13 protein-coding genes, 1 tRNA gene and 1 pseudogene are annotated in these 14,557 nt (G+C 69.9%); 6 read left to right on the top strand and 9 right to left on the bottom strand.

Translation table 11 applies throughout. The features are described 5' to 3' along the window. Window positions 1-21: 21 nt before the first annotated feature. The gene (locus ACIQ7D_RS23925) at window positions 22-726 is read right to left on the bottom strand and encodes an NUDIX hydrolase (protein WP_403940660.1); all 705 of its coding nucleotides are present in this window, start codon (window positions 724-726) and stop codon (window positions 22-24) included. Between the two features lie 255 nt (window positions 727-981). After that, window positions 982-1,842, bottom strand: coding sequence for an endonuclease III (gene nth / locus ACIQ7D_RS23920; RefSeq protein ID WP_403940658.1), 861 nt, complete (start codon window positions 1,840-1,842; stop codon window positions 982-984). Between the two features lie 351 nt (window positions 1,843-2,193). Here nth and ACIQ7D_RS23915 point away from each other — a divergent pair, with 351 nt between their 5' ends. Further along, window positions 2,194-2,868 (top strand): cyclic nucleotide-binding domain-containing protein, encoded by a 675-nt coding sequence (locus ACIQ7D_RS23915; RefSeq protein WP_391140222.1) that lies wholly within the window; start codon window positions 2,194-2,196, stop codon window positions 2,866-2,868. Between the two features lie 97 nt (window positions 2,869-2,965). Here the strand turns inward: ACIQ7D_RS23915 and ACIQ7D_RS23910 are convergent, their stop codons facing one another. The 4 genes from ACIQ7D_RS23910 to ACIQ7D_RS23895 form a co-directional block, all read right to left on the bottom strand. After that, window positions 2,966-3,802, bottom strand: coding sequence for an MBL fold metallo-hydrolase (locus ACIQ7D_RS23910; protein ID WP_403940656.1), 837 nt, complete (start codon window positions 3,800-3,802; stop codon window positions 2,966-2,968). Next, window positions 3,795-4,814 carry an NUDIX hydrolase gene (locus ACIQ7D_RS23905; RefSeq protein ID WP_403940655.1) on the bottom strand — a complete coding sequence of 340 codons (1,020 nt, stop codon included), beginning with the start codon at window positions 4,812-4,814 and terminating at the stop codon, window positions 3,795-3,797. Before ACIQ7D_RS23905 ends, ACIQ7D_RS23910 begins: the two co-directional genes overlap by 8 nt. A 186-nt stretch (window positions 4,815-5,000) precedes the next feature. Beyond that, window positions 5,001-5,471: a RidA family protein gene (locus ACIQ7D_RS23900; RefSeq protein WP_403940653.1), complete on the bottom strand. Its 471-nt coding sequence runs from the start codon at window positions 5,469-5,471 to the stop codon at window positions 5,001-5,003. Then, the gene (locus ACIQ7D_RS23895; RefSeq protein ID WP_014178397.1) at window positions 5,468-5,629 is read right to left on the bottom strand and encodes a DUF4177 domain-containing protein; all 162 of its coding nucleotides are present in this window, start codon (window positions 5,627-5,629) and stop codon (window positions 5,468-5,470) included. The genes ACIQ7D_RS23900 and ACIQ7D_RS23895 overlap by 4 nt, the downstream gene beginning before the upstream one ends. A gap of 71 nt (window positions 5,630-5,700) precedes the next feature. Between ACIQ7D_RS23895 and ACIQ7D_RS23890 the strand changes: the two genes are divergently transcribed. Together ACIQ7D_RS23890 and ACIQ7D_RS23885 are read left to right on the top strand one after the other, a co-directional pair. Then, the gene (locus tag ACIQ7D_RS23890; RefSeq protein WP_403940651.1) at window positions 5,701-6,666 is read left to right on the top strand and encodes an ArsA family ATPase; all 966 of its coding nucleotides are present in this window, start codon (window positions 5,701-5,703) and stop codon (window positions 6,664-6,666) included. Then, window positions 6,663-8,147 carry an ArsA-related P-loop ATPase gene (locus ACIQ7D_RS23885; protein ID WP_403940649.1) on the top strand — a complete coding sequence of 495 codons (1,485 nt, stop codon included), beginning with the start codon at window positions 6,663-6,665 and terminating at the stop codon, window positions 8,145-8,147. Before ACIQ7D_RS23890 ends, ACIQ7D_RS23885 begins: the two co-directional genes overlap by 4 nt. A 331-nt stretch (window positions 8,148-8,478) precedes the next feature. Here ACIQ7D_RS23885 and ACIQ7D_RS23880 read toward each other — a convergent pair whose 3' ends face one another. Continuing rightward, window positions 8,479-8,823 carry a WhiB family transcriptional regulator gene (locus tag ACIQ7D_RS23880; protein ID WP_030353248.1) on the bottom strand — a complete coding sequence of 115 codons (345 nt, stop codon included), beginning with the start codon at window positions 8,821-8,823 and terminating at the stop codon, window positions 8,479-8,481. Window positions 8,824-9,220: 397 nt separating this feature from the next. Here ACIQ7D_RS23880 and ACIQ7D_RS23875 point away from each other — a divergent pair, with 397 nt between their 5' ends. Further along, window positions 9,221-11,494 (top strand): transglycosylase domain-containing protein, encoded by a 2,274-nt coding sequence (locus ACIQ7D_RS23875; protein WP_403940647.1) that lies wholly within the window; start codon window positions 9,221-9,223, stop codon window positions 11,492-11,494. Between the two features lie 106 nt (window positions 11,495-11,600). Here the strand turns inward: ACIQ7D_RS23875 and ACIQ7D_RS23870 are convergent, their stop codons facing one another. Further along, window positions 11,601-12,071: a GatB/YqeY domain-containing protein gene (locus ACIQ7D_RS23870; RefSeq protein ID WP_403940645.1), complete on the bottom strand. Its 471-nt coding sequence runs from the start codon at window positions 12,069-12,071 to the stop codon at window positions 11,601-11,603. Between the two features lie 131 nt (window positions 12,072-12,202). Here ACIQ7D_RS23870 and ACIQ7D_RS23865 point away from each other — a divergent pair, with 131 nt between their 5' ends. After that, a complete protein-coding gene (locus ACIQ7D_RS23865; RefSeq protein ID WP_403940644.1) occupies window positions 12,203-13,150 on the top strand; it encodes a metallophosphoesterase in 948 nt (315 codons plus the stop codon). A gap of 144 nt (window positions 13,151-13,294) precedes the next feature. Next, window positions 13,295-13,368, top strand: a tRNA-Pro gene (locus tag ACIQ7D_RS23860). 402 nt (window positions 13,369-13,770) lie between these two features. Here ACIQ7D_RS23860 and ACIQ7D_RS23855 read toward each other — a convergent pair. Next, window positions 13,771-14,361 (bottom strand): annotated as a pseudogene (locus ACIQ7D_RS23855) (AAA domain-containing protein); the annotation flags it as partial. Between the last annotated feature and the right edge of the window lie 196 nt (window positions 14,362-14,557).

Raw genomic sequence — 14,557 nt, 5'->3', positions numbered from 1 at the left:
CCAGGGCACCGGGTCAGCCTTTCATGCACGCCAGTCCAGCGGGACGTGCCGGGAGCGGTCCCACGGCCGCTCCCATCCCGCGTGGTGCAGGATCCCGTCGATCACTCCGGCGGTGAACCCCCAGACCAGGGCGGACTCGACCAGGAAGCACGGGCCCTGGTGGCCTCGGGGATGGCGGGTGGTCGCGCGGTTGGCCGGGTCCGTCAGCTCGGCCACCGGGACCGTGAAGACCCTGGCCGTCTCCGCGGGGTCGACGACACCGACCGGGGTCGGGGTCCGCCACCAGCCGAGGACGGGCGTCACCACGAAGCCGCTCACCGGAATGTAGAGCCGGGGCAGCACGCCGAAGAGCTGGACGCCCGCCGGGTCGAGGCCGGTCTCCTCCTGGGCCTCCCGCAGGGCGGCGCGCAGCGGGCCGGTGGTCGCCGGGTCGCCGTCCTCGGGGTCGAGAGCGCCGCCGGGGAACGCGGGCTGTCCCGGATGTGAGCGGAGGCTGCTGGCGCGCTCCATGAGCAGCAGTTCGGGCCCGCGGTCGCCCTCACCGAAGAGGATCAGCACGGCGGACTGACGGCCGCCTTCGCTCTCCGGCGGCAGGAAGCGGCTGGGCGGCTCGCCCTGGACGGTCCTGACGGCGCCGACGACGGGCGCCAGCCAGTCGGGCAGGCCTTCGCTGGTGACGGCGATGCCGTCGGCCGATGGATCGTAGGTCTCTCTAGCGCGCGTCATAGGCACCCCCGTCGTACAACGCCTGCCGTCGGCGGGATCGTTCCGCGCCCGTCCGGCTCCACCCGATCGTGCGGCCGACGCGGACGCCACCGGCCGCGCGGCCTCCACTGCTCGCTCGGCCGTCATCGCCCGCGCGGCTTCTGCGGCTCGCGCGGCCGTCATCGCCCGCCGCGCCCCGTGATGTCATACGGCGCTTCATACGGCGCACCTCCTCCGCCTGCTCAATTCCGCCGCTCAATCGCCCGCGTCCGCCGCTCAGTCCCGCGCCGTGCCCGCGGGCGGGGCCGGCTTGCCCGGGTAGTCGGCGGGCGGGCTCAGGCGCTGGCCCGGGTAGCCGCCCAGCTCGTACTTGAGCAGCTTGCGGGCCTTCTCCGGGTCCGTCTCGCCTTCTCCGTACGAGGGGCAGAGCGGCGCGATCGGGCAGGCGCCGCAGGCGGGCTTGCGGGAGTGGCAGACCCGGCGGCCGTGGAAGATCACCCGGTGCGAGAGCATCGTCCACTCGCTCTTGGGGAAGATCGCGGCGATCTCCGCCTCGACCTTCTCCGGGTCCTCCTGCTCCGTCCACTTCCAGCGGCGGACCAGCCGGCCGAAGTGCGTGTCCACGGTCAAGCCGGGGACTCCGAAAGCGTTGCCGAGCACCACGTTGGCCGTCTTGCGGCCGACGCCCGGCAGTGTCACCAGATCGGCCAGCCGGCCCGGCACCTCGCCGTCGAACCGGTCACGGAGCGCGGTGGAGAGCCCGATGAGCGACCTGGCCTTGGCGCGGAAGAAGCCCGTCGGTCTGATGACCTCCTCCAACTCCTCCTGCACGGCCGCCGCCATGTCCTCGGGCGTCGGGTATCTGGCGAAGAGGGCGGGCGTCGTCTGGTTGACGCGGAGGTCGGTCGTCTGGGCGGACAGGACCGTCGCCACCAGCAGCTCGAACGGGTTCCGGAAATCCAGCTCGGGATGGGCGTACGGATAGATCTCGGCCAGCTCACGGTTTATCCGGCGGGCCCGGCGGACCATCGCCAGTTTCGACTCCGGTCTGGCCTTGGCCCCGGCAGCCGGAACCGCCACCTTTGCTTTTGACCCTTTTGTGGCTTTTTTCGGTTTCGCCGAAGGCTGTTCGCCCACAGCGGAATTACGCTCCGCGGACACTCTTCCAGCCCCCTTGGCCTGCGCTGTCACCGGCGAGTTGGACACCCGGCCAGCGTAAAGCCCGCCACCGACATCCGCCCCGACCATGGCGGATCACCACTCGAATCGGCCCTCCGGGCACGGTGGGGCACGTACGTACGTCAAACTTGTGACTGATCGCACGGTTTCGAACACGTCGTTCGAACAGTCGGGACTCGGAGAAGGGCGGAGAAGCCCGGGATGCCGAGCCACCCGAGAAGAAGCAGCACGTACGGCATCATGGGGACCACGGTCCTCTGAGCAGGTGGGGACCACGGTTCCCTGAGCAGGTCGACAAGGAGAGAACACGTGGACGACGTTCTGCGGCGTGCCCCGCTCTTCGCGGCGCTCGATGACGAGCAGGCGGCGGAGCTCCGCGCCTCGATGAGTGAAGCGACGCTGGCGCGCGGTGACGCGCTGTTCCACGAGGGCGACCCCGGCGACCGCCTCTATGTGGTCACCGACGGCAAGGTCAAGCTTCACCGCACCTCGCCCGACGGCCGGGAGAACATGCTGGCCGTGCTCGGCCCCGGCGAGCTGATCGGCGAGCTGTCCCTGTTCGACCCGGGCCCGCGTACCGCCACCGCGACCGCGCTCACCGAGGTCAAACTCCTCGGCCTGGGCCACGGTGACCTCCAGCCCTGGCTGAACGCCCGCCCCGAGGTGGCCACGGCGCTGCTGCGCGCCGTCGCGCGACGGCTGCGCAAGACCAACGACCAGATGTCCGACCTGGTCTTCTCCGACGTTCCCGGCCGTGTGGCGCGGGCGCTCCTGGACCTGTCGCGCCGCTTCGGTGTGCAGTCCGAGGAGGGCATCCACGTCGTCCACGACCTGACCCAGGAGGAGTTGGCCCAGCTCGTCGGCGCGTCCCGCGAGACGGTCAACAAGGCGCTCGCCGACTTCGCCCAGCGCGGCTGGCTGCGACTGGAGGCGCGCGCGGTGATCCTGCTGGACGTGGAGCGCCTCGCCAAGCGCTCGCGCTGAGGGCGGGACGCGCAGAACACGGGCTTCTTACCCCTGATGGGCCCGGCCGGGCGACGGCGGGGCCCATCGGCGTGTGCGGGGCACGCCCGCGGCCCGGCTACTCCGGGATGAGGCCGTGCTCGCGCAGATAGTCGAGCTGTGCGCGTACGGACAGCTCGGCGGCGGGCCACAGCGAGCGGTCCACCCCCGCGTACACGTGCGCCACGACCTCCGCGGGCGTGCGGTGGCCGTTCTCGACCGCCGTCTCGATCTGGGCGAGCCGGTTCGCGCGGTGCGCGAGATAGAACTCGACGGCGCCCTGCGCGTCGTCCAGGACCGGCCCATGGCCCGGCAGAACCGTGTCGACCCCGTCGTCGACGGTGAGCGAGCGCAGCCTGCGCAGCGAGTCGAGGTAGTCGCCCAGCCTGCCGTCCGGGTGCGCCACGAGCGTTGTACCGCGCCCCAGGACGGTGTCTCCCGTCAACACCGCGCGGTCGGCCGGCAGGTGGAAGCAGAGCGAGTCGGAGGTGTGGCCCGGGGTCGGCACGACCCGCAGTTCCAGACCTCCGGTGGTGATGACGTCGCCGGCCGCCAGGCCCTCGCCCCCGAGCCGCAGAGCCGGGTCCAGGGCGCGGACACCGGTACGGGTCAGGGCGGCGAAGCGCGCCGCGCCCTCCGCGTGGTCCGGATGGCCATGGGTGAGCAACGTCAGCGCGATCCTCTTCCCGGCCTTCTCAGCGGCGCTGATGACCCCCTTGAGGTGGACGTCGTCCAGCGGCCCGGGGTCGATCACGACCGCGAGGTCGGAACCTGGCTCCGAGACGATCCACGTGTTGGTGCCGTCGAGCGTCATCGGGGAGGGGTTCGGGGCGAGGACGTTCACGGCGCGGGCGGTTGCGGGGCCGGAGAGCACCCCGCCGCGCGGCTGGCCGGGGAGGACTGCGGCGTCACTCATCGGGGCCTCCGGTCGGGCTCTGCCCACTGGGGCTGCTGGGATCGCTCAGGTCGAGCGGGCCGGGCGGGGATGCCGGGCCGACGCGCTTGGTGAACTCGTCGTGCCCCGGCCAGCTCAGGACCAGTTCCCCGCCCTCCAGCCGGGCCGTGGCCAGTACCGGCGTCAGGTCCCGCCCCTCGGCCCCGGCGAGCGCGTCCGTGGCCGTACCGTACGACTTGAGCTGACGGAGCGTCGCGACGGTCGGCGGCATCATCAGCAGCTCGCCCCTGTCGTACGCCTCCGTCGCCTCGGAGGGCCTGATCCACACCGTACGGTCGGCCTCGGTCGAGGCGTTCCTGGTGCGCTGGCCGGGCGGCAGGGCGGCCACGAAGAACCAGGTGTCGTAGCGGCGCGGCTCGAACTCCGGGGTGATCCAGCGGGCCCACGCGCCGAGGAGATCGCTGCGCAGGATCAACCCGCGCCGGTGCAGGAAGTCCGCGAAGGACAGCTCGCGGGCGACGAGGGCCGCGCGATCCGCCTCCCAGCCGTCCCGGTCGTCGTCAGAGGCGTCAGAGACACCAGAGGTGCCATCGACGACGTCACCGGCACCGTGGGCGCCGTCTCCTGTCCGCCCGTATCCGCCGATGTCCCCCACGACGGTGTCCGGGGTCCTCCCCGCGAGCAGGACGCCCGCCTCCTCGTACGTCTCCCTCACCGCCGCGCAGACGATGGCCTGCGCGGCGGCCGGGTCGACGCCGAGCCGCCGCGCCCATACGTCGCGGCCAGGACCCGCCCAGCCGACGAGGCGGTCGTCGTCCCTGGGGTCGACTCCTCCGCCCGGGTAGGCGTACGCGCCCGCGGCGAAGGCCATGGAGGTGCGGCGACGCAGCATGTGGACGGCGGGGCCGCCGGGCTCGTCGCGCAGGAGCATCACGGTCGCGGCCCGCCGGGGGGTCACCGCGGTGATCTCGCCGGCGGCGAGGCCACGGATCCGCTCGGGCCATTCGGGCGGGTACCACTGACCATTGGACATGGCCGGATGCTATGCGCTGGCGCCAGGATGTTCGAGAGCGTCCGGCCGCGCGCCGACCCGGGTCGGTGTCGCGCGGTGTCCGGCGGCTTCCCGTCCGCGGAGAGGTCCCGCCTCGTACGTGACGTACCCACGTACCGGACGGGACCTCTCCCGGGCGGGGATCCCGGGGTTCCGGGATCCGGCGGCTCAATCCTGGGTCAGCTCCACCTGGATCTCGACCTCGACCGGCGCGTCGAGCGGCAGCACGGCCACGCCGACGGCGCTGCGCGCGTGCACGCCCTTGTCGCCGAGAACCTGTCCCAGCAGCTCGCTCGCGCCGTTGACGACGCCCGGCTGGCCGGTGAAGTCCGCGGCCGAGGCGACGAAGCCGGTGACCTTCACCACGCGGGCGATCCGGTCCAGGTCACCGACGACCGACTTGACGGCGGCGAGGGCGTTCAGCGCGCAGGTGCGGGCCAGTTCCTTCGCCTCGTCCGCGGTGACCTCCGCGCCCACCTTGCCGGTGACCGGAAGCTTGCCGTCCACCATCGGGAGCTGGCCCGAGGTGTAGACGTACGCGCCGGACCGTACGGCCGGCTGGTAGGCGGCCAGCGGCGGTACGACCTCGGGCAGCGTCAGCCCCAGTTCGGCGAGGGTGGCGTCGACGGTCCCGCTCATGCGGCCTTCTCCCGCTTCAGATAGGCCACCAACTGCTCCGGGTTGTTCGGTCCGGGAACGACCTGGACGAGCTCCCAGCCGTCCTCGCCCCAGGTGTCCAGAATCTGCTTGGTCGCGTGCACGAGAAGGGGCACAGTCGCGTATTCCCACTTGGTCATGGGGCGACTGTAGTCGTACCGGGTGGCAGCCTCGTGCGTAGCCCGTGGCCTTACTGGTTAGGCTCGAATACGTGAGCAGGCTCCAGGTCGTCAGCGGCAAGGGCGGTACCGGTAAGACGACGGTGGCCGCCGCCCTCGCGCTCGCCCTCGCGACGGAGGGCAAACGCACCCTTCTCGTCGAGGTCGAGGGCAGGCAAGGAATCGCGCAGCTCTTCGAGACGGAAGCCCTTCCTTACGAAGAGCGGAAGATCGCCGTCGCCTCGGGCGGCGGTGAGGTGTACGCGCTGGCCATCGACGCCGAGCGCGCCCTCCTCGACTACCTCCAGATGTTCTACAAGCTCGGCAGCGCGGGCCGGGCGCTCAAGAAGATCGGCGCGATCGACTTCGCCACGACGATCGCGCCGGGTGTACGGGACGTGCTGCTGACCGGCAAAGCGTGCGAGGCCGTACGCCGACGGGACAAGCAGGGACGTTTCACTTACGACTACGTCGTGATGGACGCGCCGCCCACCGGCCGCATCACCCGCTTCCTCAATGTGAACGACGAGGTGGCGGGGCTGGCCAAGATCGGCCCCATACACAACCAGGCGCAGGCGGTGATGCGGGTCCTGAAGTCGCCGGAGACGGCAGTGCATCTCGTGACGCTGCTGGAGGAGATGCCCGTCCAGGAGACCGCGGACGGCATCGCCGAGCTGAGGGGCGCCGAGCTACGGGTCGGCAAGGTGATCGTGAACATGGTGCGTCCGCACCTGCTGGACGAGGCCGCCGTACGGGCCGCGGCGGGCGACCGCCGCCAGGAGGTGGCCGAGGCGCTCGCCTCGGCCGGGGTGGCCGCGCCGGCGACGCTGGTCGGGCCGCTGCTCGACCAGGCCGCCGAGCACGCCCAGCGGGTGGAGCTGGAGCGCGAACAGCGGGCCGTGCTCGCGAGGCTGGGGCTGCCCGCGTACGAGCTTCCCCTCGTCGGGGAGGGGATGGACCTCGCCGGTCTCTACCGGCTGGCGGGAGAGCTACGGGAACTTGGTGAGGTCTTCGCATGACCCTGGACTCCGCTGCCGCCCCGCTCGACATCGATCCGCTGCTCGACGACAGGGACACACGCATCATCGTGTGCTGCGGCTCCGGCGGGGTCGGCAAGACGACGACCGCGGCGGCGCTCGGTGTACGGGCCGCGGAGCGCGGCCGCAAGGTCGTCGTCCTGACCATCGACCCGGCGCGCCGGCTGGCCCAGTCCATGGGGATCGACTCGCTGGACAACACGCCGCGGCAGGTCAAGGGCGTCGAGGGGCCCGGCGAACTGCACGCGATGATGCTCGACATGAAGCGGACCTTCGACGAGATCGTCGAGGCGCACGCGGACGCGGACCGGGCCCGCGCCATTCTGGAGAACCCGTTCTACCAGTCCCTGTCGGCCGGTTTCGCGGGCACGCAGGAGTACATGGCGATGGAGAAGCTGGGGCAGCTACGGGCCCGCGACGCCTGGGACCTGATCATCGTCGACACCCCGCCCTCCCGCTCGGCGCTGGATTTCCTGGACGCGCCGAAGCGGCTGGGGTCCTTCCTCGACGGGAAGTTCATCCGGCTGCTGATGGCCCCGGCGAAGATGGGCGGCCGGGCCGGGATGAAGTTCCTGAATGTCGGTATGTCGATGATGACCGGGACGCTGGGAAAGCTGCTCGGCGGTCAGTTCCTGCGTGATGTACAGACGTTCGTGACGGCGATGGACACGATGTTCGGCGGCTTCCGCACCCGGGCGGACGCGACGTACCGGCTGCTCCAGGCGCCGGGCACGGCCTTCCTGGTGGTGGCGGCGCCGGAGCGGGACGCGCTGCGGGAGGCCGCGTACTTCGTGCAGCGACTGGCGGCCGAGGAGATGCCGCTGGCGGGGCTGGTCCTCAACCGGGTCCACGGGAGCGGGGCGGCCCGGCTGTCGGCGGAGCGGGCGCGGGCCGCGGCGGAAAATCTTGAGGAGGGGCGCATGGCGGATCGGATACGGGGGAATGCTGGCAGTGGCGCTACCGCCCCGGACAGCTCCTCTCCCGAAGCGTCCGAGCCGCACGGACTTCATGAAGCCGTCGAGCCCCCTGTAGCCGCCGAGCCGGCCTCCGACGTGGACCAGACCGAGAAGACCCCCGATACCCCCGATACACGCGATACATCAGACAGCCGGGAGTCCCCGCCGGGTCCAGAACGCTCGGACCCCCCGGACCCCTCCGACGAGCCCATCTCAGCGACCCCGGGCTCAGAGGCTCCGGAGGACATTGCGACGGATGTGTCCGTTTCCGACACCGGAGACGCGGCCGCTTCCGTCACAACTGTGGAACAGCTCACGGCCGGTCTGCTGTACCTCCACGCCGAACGCATGCAGGTCCTCGCGCGTGAGCGGCGCACGCGCGACCGCTTCACCGCGCTCCACCCCGAGGTGGCGGTGGTAGAGGTGGGCGCCCTGCCAGGTGACGTGCACGACCTGGCCGGACTCAGGACGATCGGTGAGCGTCTCGCCTCGGGAACTCAGATGTAGACAGATGACATAGCTCTGCGCATAGGTCTCTGTACATAGGTACGTCTGCGCAGACGTACGCCCGTACAACAGAGGCCTGTGGGGATGAGACGCGGACCTGGGAGCACAGAGGTGCGCCGGAGAGCTGGAACTGGGGGTACGCGGACGACATTGCGAGGCCACGGGGATGTATGGCCCCCACAATGCGCGACACGAGGATCAGTCTCGCCTCGCAGCCGCTCGTCCACGTCACACCCAGCGCGCTTCCGGCAGGCTCCCGGCCAGGGCGGAGACCGTTTCGGTATCGGTGGGACCGAAACGCATCCGCCCCAGCACCGGGACGGCCCGGGATCTACCCGACCGCCGCGTAGGTCTCGTACGTCTCGTCATCCTCCAAGCCCACAGGCAGCAGGCCCGCGCTGCGCTCGTACTCCGTACGCGCCGTCTCCAGCAGCCTGCGCCACGAAGTGACGGTCGGACGCCTGCGCAGCAACGCGCGGCGCTCCCGCTCCGTCATCCCGCCCCACACGCCGAATTCCACGCGGTTGTCCAGCGCGTCGGCCAGGCACTCGGTCCGCACCGGGCATCCGGTGCACACCGCCTTGGCCCGGTTCTGCGCCGCGCCCTGTACGAACAGTTCATCTGGATCGGTAGTGCGGCAAGCTGCCTGCGCACTCCAGTCGGTTACCCAGCCCATGCCGGCGCCGTCCTCTCCCGAATCGAGGCTCCCCCACGGCGGCAGCGGCATATTCACCGTTGCCAGTTGAGGACGTTACGGAAGGCGGACACAGCGCAACACCCCCTTCGGGCCCAATCTTGAATGGCCCGAACGGACTATGCGTACGCGGCAGATCACCCAGGGGAGTGACCCCGGGGCATAAAGGAACAATCCAAAAGAGTCGGGTTATTTCAGTCGAGCCACAACGGGCAAATGGCCGTGGATCAGGGTGATTCAGACATCACTTCTCGCGTTTCGGGTTCGCGGGAAGTTCATCGGGAGGTCTTGATGCATGACCGCACTGCTGTGACAGTTGGGGACAGCTTAGGCCAGAGCCTTGACGCGTGTCCGGCGATTGAGAACGTAGGCTGCCCTCATGCCAAAGAAGCGCTCGGGCGGGGGTCTGACCGGGACCCAGCAGGCCGCCAAGTTCCTCGGTGTCAGTGTGCTCGCGGGAGCGGTGCTCGCCGGAATCGCACTGCCGGCCTTCGGCGCGCTCGGGCTCGCCGCGAAGGGGACGGTCGAGGGGTTCGACGAGATCCCCGCCAACCTCAAGACGCCGCCGCTGAGTCAGCGCACCACGATCCTGGACTCCCAGGGCGGCCGTATCGCCACCGTCTATTTCCGCGACCGTACGGTCGTCCCGCTCAACAAGATCTCCCCGTACATGCAGAAGGCGATCGTCGCGATCGAGGACTCGCGCTTCTACGAGCACGGGGCCATCGACCTCAAGGGTGTGCTGCGCGCGGTCAACCGCAACGCGCAGTCGGGCGGCGTCGCGCAGGGCGCCTCGACCTTGACACAGCAGTACGTGAAGAACGTGTTCGTCGAGGAGGCCGGTGACGACCCGGACAAGGTCGCCCAGGCCACCCAGCAGACCCTGGGCCGCAAGATCCAGGAGCTGAAGTTCGCGATCCAGGTCGAGGAGGAACTGGGCAAGAAGAAGATCCTGGAGAACTATCTCAACATCACGTTCTTCGGGCAGCAGGCGTACGGGATCGAGGCGGCGTCGCAGCGCTACTTCTCGAAGCCGGCCAAGGACCTGAAGCTGGAGGAGGCGGCGATGCTCGCGGGCATCGTCCAGTCGCCGACCCGCTACGACCCCGTCAACGACGAGGAAGAGGCGACCAAGCGGCGCAACACCGTGCTCCAGCGGATGGCCACCATCGGCGACATCTCGCAGACGGAGGCCGACCGCGCCAAGGCCACACCGATCGAGCTGAAGGTGAGCCGCCCGAAGAACGGCTGCATCACCGCGGTCAGCGGGTCGGGCTTCTTCTGCGACTACGTGCGCGAGGTCTTCCTGACCGACCCGGTCTTCGGCAAGAGCCGCGAGGAGCGCGCCAAGGTCTGGAGTCAGGGCGGCCTGACGATCCGTACGACGCTGGACCCGCAGGCCCAGTCCTCGGTGCAGACATCGATCAAGGACCACGTCAACCAGAGCGACAAGGTCGCCACGGCCGTGACGCTGGTCGAGCCCGGCACCGGCAAGATCCTGGGTATGGGCCAGTCCAAGCCGTACGGCTTCGGGAAGAACGAGACCCAGATCAACCTCTCGGTCGACCACGGGATGGGCGGCTCGAACTACGGCTTCCCGACCGGTTCGACGTTCAAGCCGTTCCTCGCGACAGCGGCGATCGAGCGCGGCGTACCGCCGACGCAGTCGTACCCGTCGCCGTACGACATGCCGTACCCGGCGTCGATCCAGACGTGCAGCGGCAAGCCGTGGGTCAACACCGGCGGCGACACGGCCGAGAACGAGAACGAGTCCGAGGTCGGTCCGTACGCGCTGAAGGAGGCGATGGCCAAGTCGGTCAACACCTACTTCGTGCAGATGATAGGGCAAATCGGGCTCTGCCCGGTGACGGAGACGATCTCCAAGCTGGGCGTCGTCCAGGGTGACGGCAAGAAGCTCCCCGAGTCGCCGTCCGCCCTGACCCTGGGCTCCCAGGGCATCTCGCCGCTGCGGATGGCCAGCGCGTACGCGGGCTTCGCGAACCGCGGCACGTACTGCACGCCGATCGCCATCTCCTCCATCAAGACGGTCGCGGGCGGAAGCCTCAAGGTGCCGAAGTCGAACTGCTCGCGGGCGATGACCGAGAAGACGGCCGACACGATCAACACCCTGCTCAAGGGCGTGGTGGACTCCGGTACCGGTGAGTCGGCCGGTCTGACCAGCCGCGACAACGCGGGCAAGACGGGTACGACGGACCTCAGGAAGAACGCCTGGTTCGTCGGCTACACCCCGAACCTGTCCGGCGCGGTCTGGGTCGGCAGCCCCTCCCAGCAGGTCGAGATGGAGAACATCACCATCGGCGGCACTTACCACGACAAGGTGTTCGGTGGTCAGGTACCGGGGCCGATCTGGAAGGACGCGGTCACCGGAGCGCTCGACGGGAAGGAAGCGCCGACCTTCAACACCGTCGACATTCCGGACGGGCCGAAGACCAAGGACCCGGACCGCGACAGCAGCCCGGGCGGCGGTGGAGGCAACGGCGGCCAGGACGGCGGCGACTCCGGCAACAACCGCCCCGGCGGCGGAGGCTCGAACGACAACAAGCCGAACCCAGGCTTCTCGTTCCCGGGGGACCTGTTCGACGGCGGTGGCCGGCACGGCGGCGGTGGCGGTGGCGGCGGGAACTTCCCGTAACCACGCGCCCGCGCGTCTGACCGCGTAACCGACCGGAGGGTGGCCCGCACACAGGCGGGCCGCCCTTCGGTGCGTTCGGAACCGCCGCCCCGACGGCTCCCCGGGCTCAGCCCTGGCCGGCGAGAGAGCTCTTCACCAGGGCCGCCACCCGGCCGCCGTCGGCGAGACCGGCCACCTTCGGGTTCACGATCTTCATGACGGCACCCATCGCCCGCGGCCCCTCGGCGCCGGCGGCCTTCGCCTCGGCGACGGCCTGGGCCACGATCCCGGCCAGCTCCTCGTCGGTGAGCTGCTTCGGCAGATACGTGTCGAGCAGCGCGCCCTCGGCCTTCTCGCGCTCGGCCTGCTGGTCACGGCCGCCCTGGGCGAACGCCTCGGCCGCCTCGCGGCGCTTCTTCGCCTCCTTCGCGATCACCTTCAGCACGTCGTCGTCGGACAGCTCGCGCGCCGACGTGCCCGAGACCTCCTCCTTGGTGATCGCGGTGAGGGTGAGCCGGAGCGTGGCCGAGCGGAGCTCGTCCCGCGCCCTGATGGCCTCGGTGAGGTCTTCCTTCAGTCTGGACTTAAGGCTGGTCATGAGGCCAAGTGTGGCAGGTGGGCCGCAGTCGCCGCCTGCGGATATCCCCGCCTGTGGACAACCGTCCCGCGGATGCCCCGCCGGCCGCCCCACGGATCTCCCGCACCCGGCGCGTCTGCGACCATGGGCGCATGCGCGCACGCTACGGGGTTCCCCTCAAAGTCACCGCCGGTATCGCGGCAGTCGGGGCCGCCGGCCTCGCCTACGCCGCCGGATTCGAAGCCCGCTCGTTCCGGCTGCGGAGGATCTCCGTACCGGTGCTGCCGCCCGGTATGCGCGATCTTCGGGTCCTCCAGGTCTCCGACATCCACATGGTGAGCGGACAGCGCAAGAAGCAGCGCTGGCTCCAGTCGCTGGCCGGGCTGCGCCCCGACTTCGTCGTCAACACCGGCGACAACCTCTCCGACCCGGAGGGCGTGCCGGAGGTGCTGGACGCGCTGGGCCCGCTGATGGAGTTCCCCGGCGTCTACGTCTTCGGCTCGAACGACTACTACGGCCCGAAGCTCCGCAACCCGGCCCGCTATCTCTTCGAGAAGGCCCAGGGCCGCCACGGCCTGAACGGCAACGCCCCGGCCGTCCACGCGGTGCACAACCCGTGGGAGCCCCTGCGCGACGCCTTCGACGAGGCGGGCTGGGTGGGCCTGAACAACGCCCGCGGCCGGCTGAAGATCGACGGCCACGAGATCGCCTTCACCGGCGTCGACGACCCGCACATCAAGCGGGACAGGTACGCACGCGTCGCGGGCGGCCCCGCCCAGGACGCGGACCTCTCGATCGGCGTGGTCCACGCCCCGTACCTGCGCTCCCTGGACGCCTTCACGACCGACGGCTACCCCTTGATCCTCGCGGGCCACACGCACGGCGGCCAGCTCTGCATCCCCTTCTACGGCGCGCTGATCACCAACTGCGACCTCGACACGGACCGCGTCAAGGGCCTCTCCACCCACCGCACGCCGGACCACACGGCGTACCTCCACGTATCAGCGGGCTGCGGCACGAACCGCTACACCCCCCTCCGCTTCGCCTGCCCCCCGGAAGCGACCCTGCTGACCTTGACGGCCGCGGCCACCCGCGCCTGACGAGGGTACGGGCGCCCTGGGCCCGAGACGCCCGGGGCCCGGGGCGTCTCGGGCCCAGGGACGGCCTGGGCCCGCCGAAACCGGATTTCGTCTCCGGCCAGCGGTGGGCTAAAGTAATCGATGTCGCCAGGACAACAACGACATCGGGGTGTAGCGCAGCTTGGCAGCGCGCTTCGTTCGGGACGAAGAGGTCGTGGGTTCAAATCCCGCCACCCCGACAGCTGTAAGACCAGGTCAAGGGCCTGATCCTCATCGAGGATCAGGCCCTTCCTGCATCTCCGGTGATCGTTTGGGAGAAATCCGGGAGAAGATCTTGGTCGGGGTTCCCCAGGGGCAGCAGCCGCCCTCGCTTTGACCACCACATATCTGCATCTCGCCCACGTGTACGTCCGCGAACCGGACGCCGCGCCACCCGGCCTCGCCTCTGCGATTCGCCCGGCCAGATGGGCCGCCTTCGATCATGGGCCGCGTCGACTTCTCCGCTCGGCTGAAACGCTCAGCCCACTCCCTAAGCGGGGATCAGAGCGCAGACGACAACCGTGCCGCCGCCGTGGCCCGCGCAAGCCATCCGGACGCCCATGCACTCCAGGCGCCGATCGACGAGGCGTACCCCAGAGTGGTCAGCTACTGCCAACTCCGGTCTGTACGTCGGCAAACAGCTCCGCCCGCCGTTCGAGGAGCTGTTCTCGGCGGGCACGGGTAGTGACGACTTCCTCGCCGAGTTCCCTGGCGGAGGTAGTTCGCTCAGCTACAGGCTGCTTCGCCAGCTCGTCGAGGCGGGCCGTCACGTGGGCCAGGTTGGCGGCGACTGCGGCCAGTTCTTCCAGCACCAGGGCCGCCTTGAGGTGGCTGGGCTGCTGGCCGCTGTTGGCGGCCACGTTCTCCAGATGCCGTTCTGCGCGCGTGCGGACGCCCTGTGTCCACTTCTTGACTTGCCGGTCGAGCAACAGCGGCTGGGCGCTTTCGGCAACGCGTGGATCGTCGACGCGGCCGAGGCGGACGAGTTCGGTGATCCCAGCGTCCGCGAGGCGCTTGAGGGCGTTATCGATGGCGATGTGGGTCTGGCTGACAATGAGGATGCGGGCGGTGGGGTGCCGGCTGAGCGTCTGCTCAACGATCTCGGCGATCACGGTGGTCTTGCCGGTGCCAGGTGGTCCCTCGACGAGCAACAGGTCCTGAGTGCCCAGGGCGTGGGCGACGACGTCTCGTTTGCTCTGGTCGAGATCGGCGCGGACCTAGGTGGTGACTTCGGTGGGCGGGCCGACTGAACCGTTCCGGTTTCGGTAGAGACTTCAGCTTGTGGTTGTGACCCGGGGTTTCGTGCTGGTGAGGTAGGAGTTGGTCTCGTATTCGACGGGTGGGATGTGCCCTATTTCACCGTGGAGCCGGCGGTGGCAGTACCAGTCG

The sequence above is a fragment of the Streptomyces sp. NPDC096310 genome, assembly GCF_044763125.1.
Classification (GTDB): Bacteria; Actinomycetota; Actinomycetes; order Streptomycetales; family Streptomycetaceae; genus Streptomyces.
Note: the sequence above shows the minus strand (reverse complement) of the source record. Positions and strands in the feature narration are given on the sequence as shown.

Bases quoted from the DNA above. Each gene is read 5' to 3' on its own strand.
- ACIQ7D_RS23925 (WP_403940660.1), bottom strand. From the start codon at position 726: ATGACGCGCGCTAGAGAGACCTACGATCCATCGGCCGACGGCATCGCC.
- ACIQ7D_RS23865 (WP_403940644.1), top strand. From the start codon at position 12,203: ATGCGCGCACGCTACGGGGTTCCCCTCAAAGTCACCGCCGGTATCGCG.
- ACIQ7D_RS23900 (WP_403940653.1), bottom strand. From the start codon at position 5,471: ATGAGCGGGACCGTCGACGCCACCCTCGCCGAACTGGGGCTGACGCTG.
- ACIQ7D_RS23875 (WP_403940647.1), top strand. From the start codon at position 9,221: ATGCCAAAGAAGCGCTCGGGCGGGGGTCTGACCGGGACCCAGCAGGCC.
- ACIQ7D_RS23880 (WP_030353248.1), bottom strand. From the start codon at position 8,823: ATGGGCTGGGTAACCGACTGGAGTGCGCAGGCAGCTTGCCGCACTACC.
- ACIQ7D_RS23910 (WP_403940656.1), bottom strand. From the start codon at position 3,802: ATGAGTGACGCCGCAGTCCTCCCCGGCCAGCCGCGCGGCGGGGTGCTC.
- ACIQ7D_RS23885 (WP_403940649.1), top strand. From the start codon at position 6,663: ATGACCCTGGACTCCGCTGCCGCCCCGCTCGACATCGATCCGCTGCTC.
- ACIQ7D_RS23895 (WP_014178397.1), bottom strand. From the start codon at position 5,629: ATGACCAAGTGGGAATACGCGACTGTGCCCCTTCTCGTGCACGCGACC.
- ACIQ7D_RS23905 (WP_403940655.1), bottom strand. From the start codon at position 4,814: ATGTCCAATGGTCAGTGGTACCCGCCCGAATGGCCCGAGCGGATCCGT.
- ACIQ7D_RS23870 (WP_403940645.1), bottom strand. From the start codon at position 12,071: ATGACCAGCCTTAAGTCCAGACTGAAGGAAGACCTCACCGAGGCCATC.